A 7,025-nucleotide genomic window follows, 5' to 3' on the forward strand; every position below is an offset into this window, starting at 1 on the left:
ACCCCTTCAAAATGCTTACGGCTACCAACAATCCCTGAAAAGAACCGGGTAAGTGGGTCACCTGAAACGTAGATTAGTGTAATTACTAACCCGTCGGTCTCTAGTTCAATGCTATTATGCTTTGAATCATACATATAAACAGGGGGCAAGACCTTCTCTTCAAAAGACATGTCTGCTTCCCTCAACACATCCTTAAATAGCTGAGCAGCTTCCTTTTGCCCAATCCCCACATACGCTTCCCACTGATTGCGGTTAAATGATAACAATCGTCTCCCCTCCTCTATTCAACGGATATCGACAATCCTTCAAACTCTCTGATCCGCTCTTTAATTTCCTCTGGAATAGGCTTTGACTTACCTGTTTCTAAATCAAAGCACACTTGRACAGCCTCTGCCTGAATTAAGAGCTCATCCCCTCTTTTGATCGCAAACTCACAATTCATGCTCGATCTGCCCATGTTCACGACACGGCAATGGATATCAAGAAGATCATCTAGTTTTGCTGGAGAAAGATAATCAAGTGTGACCCTCCTTAAGACAAGATCAAATATATTTTTCTCTGCTAACTCGAGCCAGTTGGGGCCAATCACCTTGCGATAATATTCCGTCACCGCAACATCAATATAGGTTAAGTAATGCGCATTAAAGACAATCTTTTGCCCATCAATTTCCGAATAGCGAACTCGAATTGGATGTGAAAAGTTAAAATGAGTGATAAGTACCCTCTCCTCTCTTCGTTATACTAACCAGTTAGTATGTTTTGTTCGCAAAATAACACAAGCTGTTACTACTAAGTATTCATCTGGATGATTTGTTATGACGGATAGGATGAAAATCACAGGAGGTATTCTTGAGGTAGATGGATGTGGTTTCTACTTTCATCCTAGCACCTTAAGATAGGATAAGCAATATAAAAACTGAAAATTCAGTACTTTATTGGAGGACGTTGATGATTTCATAAGCCACTACTTCTAATCGCTTCTTTGTATTTTCAGGACCAAGCTGCGGATTTGCGGTACCGTCTCTAGTTAGCTGTTCCGCAATAGAATAAATAGGCCTCCCATGGATGTCTACTTTTATTTGATTAAGGGATCGAAGTCCAAGGTGACGGATGCTAATTACTTTTACTCCCTCACGTAACCCGTCATTGTTGGCTAGTGCGGAAACTGCGAGGGTTGCTCGTTGCCCAGAGCAAATGATTACCTTCTCTACTTCGCTTAATTCCTGTTCTAGGCGAAAAAGGTTTTCTTCTGATAGGACCTCGCTCACTGTAGCCTCTGTACGACCGGTGAGCTGGCGGTATTCAACCTTGCTCCATGCATTGGTAATCGTAATCGCCTCTCGCGACCACTCCGTCACTTCTCTAAAATGTGAGTGAAGAATAGATAATAATTGATGTAAATTCGTTCCTGTTCTGCCTGCCGCAGGTCTATTCGCTGCTTCCTCCGCAGCTCCTGGACATGAGAACACAAACGCTACATCGTTTTTAACTCCTTTTTGAAAATGACACATGTCTATGCTCCCCCCTTTCCTCTTACCTTCTCTTACTATGCGCAAAGGGTATAAGCAGCTATACCCTTTTTCTCATTGTTGCTTTGGCGATGAGATACAACCCAATTCCGACACTTGCGCCGACACTATCAATCAAAACATCCGTTACTTCTCCACTTCGCCCTGGAATAAATAACTGGTGAACCTCATCTGATATCGCATAAAGCACACAAATAGTGAGAGCAAGCAAGACTCTGCGATAGCCAGTAGGACGGCGATCTCTTAAGGCATKAATGACGAGTATTCCTAAGATGAAATAAGCAAAGAAATGCGCCCCTTTTCGGATGATCAAATGGACCAATTCGAGATGCTGATGAATGGTTGGAACGACAATTTCAACAACCGCTACGAGTCTGTCCATGATCCCACTGCTTAATTCCGCCGATTCTGATGCTGGTTGGTGTGACAAATAAAAGATCAGCGCCATCCAGAGGAAGACACTTACCCATGACCATGTATGTTTAACAAGCATATTGCACAAACTCCTTCAATTCTTCGATCCTACTAAAATACCATCATTTTGCCAAAATGACTATCCTTGGTGGACTCGTTTTGACAATATCACTAGAGCAAAACGTGAAAATGCTCACCTCGTCGATCTTCATTTTGCCGTTTTGCCAAGATGCGCCTCTCACCTATCCGCTGTACGCTTACTCTACCGCGGAATACACAGAAGCGCTTCTGACTAAGGAAGATCCACCATGCAAGGTCAATCATTTGAAGAAATTCTCACCCAATATGAACCCCTCATTAAAGGTCAGCTAAAAAAACTCAATCTCTACCGTTCTCATGATCATTTCTACCAAATTGGCGTCTGTGCCTTATGGGAAGCTTATCGGAAATATGAAGAAGGAAAAGGCTCGTTTCCGGCATTCGCCCTCTATACAGTACGAGGCCACATGTTGATGGAGCTACGAAAAGAGCGCACCTATGACGAGCGCTTTGTCCTGCAAGACCAGCAAACGAGTACAGACTTTGTGATCCCCGCGTCTATTGGTGATTTGTTCAGAGGAGAGGATCCATTAGCCGAGCTCGATCCTTACTTGGAGCAGCTCTCGACACGGGAACTTCTCTGGGTCCGAGAGGCGATTGTTTATGAAAAGAAGCTTGGTGAAATTGCAGCCGAGCAGAACGTATCGAAAAATACAGTAGCGACGTGGCGGAAGACGGCGTTGAAAAAGCTGCGGTGCGTGGTGGGTGCGGCGAGAGGTTGAAACAATAGATTATTTCCATATTATGTATGCACTTGCCTGATTATGAGCGGATTTCGGCGGAATATCTTGCTGATTTGACTGATTATGCTGTGGTTCTGTCGGATTTCGACAAAAATTCGGCGGAATCATCTGCTTAGACTCTAATGCGGCCTATGAATTTCCACATATTTGATGAATTTGCTCAAAAACCTACTCCCTCAACCTTCAAAAAGAGCGCACAAAAAAAGCCATCCACAAGACGGCTTACGGGACAATCATATATCCTTTGTCTTCAACGGCTTCAGCCATTTGCTCAGTCGTGACGCGCGATTCATCGTACGCCACTCTTGCTGTCTTGTCTTCGAGGTGAACATCTGCCTGCTCTACTCCATCGATTCCTTCAAGTGCTGCTTTCACTGTGTCTAAGCAATTGCCACAACTCATTTTCTCTACTTGCAAGGTTACAGTTTGCATGAAATCCCTCCGTTATCAGTACTGATAATTAGTGTTTGATGACCTTGGGAAAAGTATACATTTCACTTACACTTCTTCACGATTAATAAATGGCTTAAAAGCTGATGCAATCTCTTCGACCAATTGAGCCGATGTGAGGTTCGCATCTTCCGTTCCTTTTGTTTGAATATGTTGAAGCAAGTCTTTTAAGTGTTGCTCGGTAAAGTTTGTAGCTTCTTTCAAAGTAGACATTTAATGATTCTCCTTCATTTGGTAGTTAGTAGTACATTGCCTTTCTTTTAGAAAAGTAAACGTTTATTTTATTTCCACACTCGAACTCTCACTATTTTTTACCAATTCAATAACGTAAGTATATTTTTTCAAAGGTTAGTAGTTTTTTATCATGTCGAAATACAAGCTTGATCCACATGAACTATTTTACATTCAATTGACATAAAAAGACAAGTTATCATTACCTATTTATTGGTATTTTTCATTCTATTTTGACATATATCATGCTGCTTCCTAAGAAATAATCTAGTATTCTCCCCTCTCTCCCAAATGTTTCAAATTCACTTCAACAGGCTAAACACAAAATAGAAGATAATGCTTCATTAAAATAGGAGGAGATCAAATTGGATTTACGAAACAGACAAACAGAAGGACAACCGAAACAAGAGCAAGAACGTCAGCCTGGTATTGAAAGTGAGATGAATCCTCTCCCTATATACGAGGATGATAACTATATAGGTACAGGCAAGTTGAAAGGAAAAGTGGCATTGATTACAGGAGGAGATAGTGGAATCGGACGAGCTGTTGCCGTGGCTTATGCCAAAGAGGGCGCAGATCTTTCCATTGTCKACCTAGATGAGCATGGAGATGCCGAGGATACAAAAGCTCGCGTCGAAAAAGAGGGAGTGAAATGCCTCTTAATCCCTGGAGATGTCGGAGATGAGTCTTTCTGTAACGAGGCCATCGAAAAAACAGTAAATGAGCTCGGAAGTTTAGATGTCCTTGTGAATAACGCAGCTGAGCAGCATCCAAAAGAAAGCATTAAAGACATCACAAGCGAGCAATTAGAGAAAACGTTCAGAACCAATTTCTATTCTTACTTTTACTTCACGAAAAAAGCGATCGACTACTTGAAGCCAGGTAGCACGATCATTAATACAACGTCTATTAACCCGTACCGCGGAAATCCGCAGCTAATTGACTATACAGCGACAAAGGGTGCGATAAATGCCTTCACGCGCTCAATGGCTCAAGCTCTTGTAAAAGACGGAATCCGCGTCAACGGCGTTGCGCCTGGACCAATTTGGACACCGCTTATTCCATCGACCTTCCCTGAGGATAAAGTGGCAGAATTCGGAACCGACACACCTATGGGACGCCCAGGACAACCGGTTGAACATGTTGGCTGCTTTGTTCTACTAGCTAGTAATGACTCGTCTTACATGACAGGTCAGACACTGCATGTTAATGGTGGAGATTTTATTTCGACATAACTAGGAAGGCCCATCGCTCACGCAGAGTGATGGGTTTATCTACACTTTAACCATTTCAAAATAAAAATGCGAAGAGGGGCTAACACATAATCTATATTTTTAAGAAATTTATAATCTTAAGAACCATAAAAAAGATATTTGCTTTGGCAATTAAGCTTCAAAAACCTAGATTTTTGCCAAGAACATTTCACTTATATCTAGGTGTGATCTTGATATATCTTTTATTGTTTGGTCTTCTTGAAAATATTGATAGTGTCATTAGTATAAGACTTGCCGAGATGATATTTCTCATATAATAGCTCCATTCCTCTCGTTTTTTTACTACCTTCTCATAGTAAATGAGCATTGCAATCAATGAGCTGTTATTTCAACTGTATTTTYAAATTGGATGATATGCTCTGCTGTCAATCTGCCAGACCTCATAACACCATACGCTCCATGCGCTCCTTGACTCCAATGGCCAGTAACATATAGCCCCTCTATTGGAGTGTTAGGTCCTATACTATTTAGCCCCATTTGATTAATTGATTTTTTCCATCCATAAATAGAACCTTTGTCATTAAGAGTATATCTTTTTATCGTTCTCGGAGTAGCAAACTCATAATACTCTAAGTGCTCTATAACGCCAGGAAGCTTCTCTTCTATTAACTGAGCATAACGTTCGAATAAATATTCTTTTCCTTTTTCCTCCCTGATCTCCTCTATATATTCTCCTTTACACAGTGACATAAATGTGATAATTGAATATCCATTTGGAGCTAGACTTTTATCCGATAGAGAAGGACAACATAATGAAATAACTGGATCATTACTTAGGTCAAGCGGGTCAAAACATAGTTTTTTTTCATGATTAATGTTCGTATCTGTTAGAAAAACCATCTCATGCGATAATCCTTCTCTAGGTAAATGCTCATTTTTTATCGCACCATACAATATGACTGCTGAATTGGAATTTTCAAGTCTATTCATGCGTTTTTCATATTTTTTTGGCAGAGGATAATTCTCCGGTAAAGTAGAAAAAGTAGATTTCAAATCAGCATTTGATATAACTATTTCAGCTAAAAAGGTATTGTTTTTATGATCAACTACACCTTTGACCTGTGGACCTTCTAACAATATTTTCTCTACTTTTCGATTCACCTTAATTTCCCCGCCTGTTAAGAGTATGTAGTTTTTTAGAACGTTACTTAACTCTTGAGAATTACCTTTTGGATAAAAAGCACCTCCATTAAAACTCATCATTAAGTTCATCATTTTAAAGGTAGAAAGTTCATCTATTGAAGTCCCAGCAAATAAAATGAGAGAACTTAGTATTTTTTCAATGTGAGGGTGCAAAAATCTTCCCTGTAGATATTCTTTATAGGACAATTTTTCAAGCTCAATGGCTCGTTTCATTTCTCGAACATTGTAATTCCCTTTGAGTCCCCCAATGTGTTTAATTTCTTCTAAGACTTTATTAATCTCGACCCTATCATTTGGGAACCATTGGTGCATTTTGATAGATAACTTATCAATGTTACCTGGTATTGGATACAGTACATTATTGATGTTAACTGTAATGAGGGGTTCTATTGGAAGAAACTCAATTTTATCAGATAGCCCTAACTTCTCATATAATGAATAAATTTCTCCTCCCTTTTCTCCTCCACCTATTACATGGATTGCTGTGTCAAACACATACCCAAACCTTTTAAATGTGTGTGCACAACCACCAATGTAATAATGTTGCTCTAGTACTAATACCCTTTTACCTGACTTCGCTAAAAGAGCTGCTGAAGYTAGACCAGCAAGTCCTGATCCTATTACAATTACATCATAGCTTTTATGYCCATTTACCATCTTATCCTCCTAAGATTGGTCCGTCAGCCTCAAATAATTACAATTGTAACTGACGAAATCGTATAATTAGGAAATACATTCGTTGTAATCCAGCAATGTTTATTCTTTAAAAAATCATCATAGGATACTGAATAGGCTCCCTCAGACATAACAACACGTATCTTCTTAATATCTTTTAATTTCACATGCCCTGAAGAAGCCTTAATAAATGCTTCTTTAATTGAAAAAATAATTGAAAATAATTCTACTTTGTTCGTAGTGGTTTCAAGATATTTTCTCTCATCAGTTGAAAGCCACTTTTCTATAAAGCAAGTGATTGACCCCTTACAGGTTAGACGTTCGACACGTTCTCGATCAACTATATCTACTCCTAATCCAAAGACTTTCATTACTCAATTTGATGCCTCCTTTTTCGTTTCAATCAGTGGATTATGAGTAGTCCTCAAAGTGAAGATAACATTTGCTCCAATTGCTAGAAGAGGAAA

Annotated in this window: 10 protein-coding genes; 2 read left to right on the plus strand and 8 right to left on the minus strand. The window is 39.7% G+C overall.

The genetic code is table 11. The features are described from left to right. The 4 genes from AB685_RS24585 to AB685_RS24600 all read right to left on the minus strand — a co-directional run. A partial coding sequence (locus tag AB685_RS24585) for a hypothetical protein (RefSeq protein WP_047973219.1) occupies positions 1 to 266 on the minus strand: 266 nt, incomplete at its 3' end. Positions 267 to 280: 14 nt separating this feature from the next. After that, positions 281 to 715, minus strand: coding sequence for a thioesterase family protein (locus AB685_RS24590; protein WP_047973220.1), 435 nt, complete (start codon positions 713 to 715; stop codon positions 281 to 283). 217 nt (positions 716 to 932) lie between these two features. Further along, entirely contained in the window at positions 933 to 1,511 is a 579-nt protein-coding gene (locus AB685_RS24595) for a hypothetical protein (protein WP_047973221.1), read from the minus strand. A 58-nt stretch (positions 1,512 to 1,569) separates the two neighbouring features. Beyond that, a complete protein-coding gene (locus AB685_RS24600; protein WP_047973222.1) occupies positions 1,570 to 2,022 on the minus strand; it encodes a VanZ family protein in 453 nt (150 codons plus the stop codon). A 229-nt stretch (positions 2,023 to 2,251) separates the two neighbouring features. Between AB685_RS24600 and AB685_RS24605 the strand changes: the two genes are divergently transcribed. Then, a complete protein-coding gene (locus AB685_RS24605; protein WP_047973223.1) occupies positions 2,252 to 2,764 on the plus strand; it encodes a sigma-70 family RNA polymerase sigma factor in 513 nt (170 codons plus the stop codon). Positions 2,765 to 3,007: 243 nt separating this feature from the next. Here AB685_RS24605 and AB685_RS24610 read toward each other — a convergent pair whose 3' ends face one another. After that, positions 3,008 to 3,217 carry a cation transporter gene (locus AB685_RS24610; RefSeq protein WP_047973224.1) on the minus strand — a complete coding sequence of 70 codons (210 nt, stop codon included), beginning with the start codon at positions 3,215 to 3,217 and terminating at the stop codon, positions 3,008 to 3,010. Between the two features lie 66 nt (positions 3,218 to 3,283). Then, entirely contained in the window at positions 3,284 to 3,448 is a 165-nt protein-coding gene (locus AB685_RS31465) for a hypothetical protein (RefSeq protein ID WP_157860752.1), read from the minus strand. 383 nt (positions 3,449 to 3,831) lie between these two features. On the opposite strand from AB685_RS31465, the gene AB685_RS24615 reads away from it, so the two are divergent. Further along, positions 3,832 to 4,701 carry an SDR family oxidoreductase gene (locus AB685_RS24615; protein ID WP_047973225.1) on the plus strand — a complete coding sequence of 290 codons (870 nt, stop codon included), beginning with the start codon at positions 3,832 to 3,834 and terminating at the stop codon, positions 4,699 to 4,701. Between the two features lie 351 nt (positions 4,702 to 5,052). On the opposite strand, the gene AB685_RS24620 is transcribed toward AB685_RS24615, so the two are convergent. After that, positions 5,053 to 6,540, minus strand: coding sequence for an NAD(P)/FAD-dependent oxidoreductase (locus AB685_RS24620; RefSeq protein WP_047973226.1), 1,488 nt, complete (start codon positions 6,538 to 6,540; stop codon positions 5,053 to 5,055). 29 nt (positions 6,541 to 6,569) lie between these two features. Next, a complete protein-coding gene (locus AB685_RS24625; RefSeq protein WP_047973227.1) occupies positions 6,570 to 6,929 on the minus strand; it encodes a 4'-phosphopantetheinyl transferase superfamily protein in 360 nt (119 codons plus the stop codon). Between the last annotated feature and the right edge of the window lie 96 nt (positions 6,930 to 7,025).

Source organism: Bacillus sp. LL01, assembly GCF_001037965.1.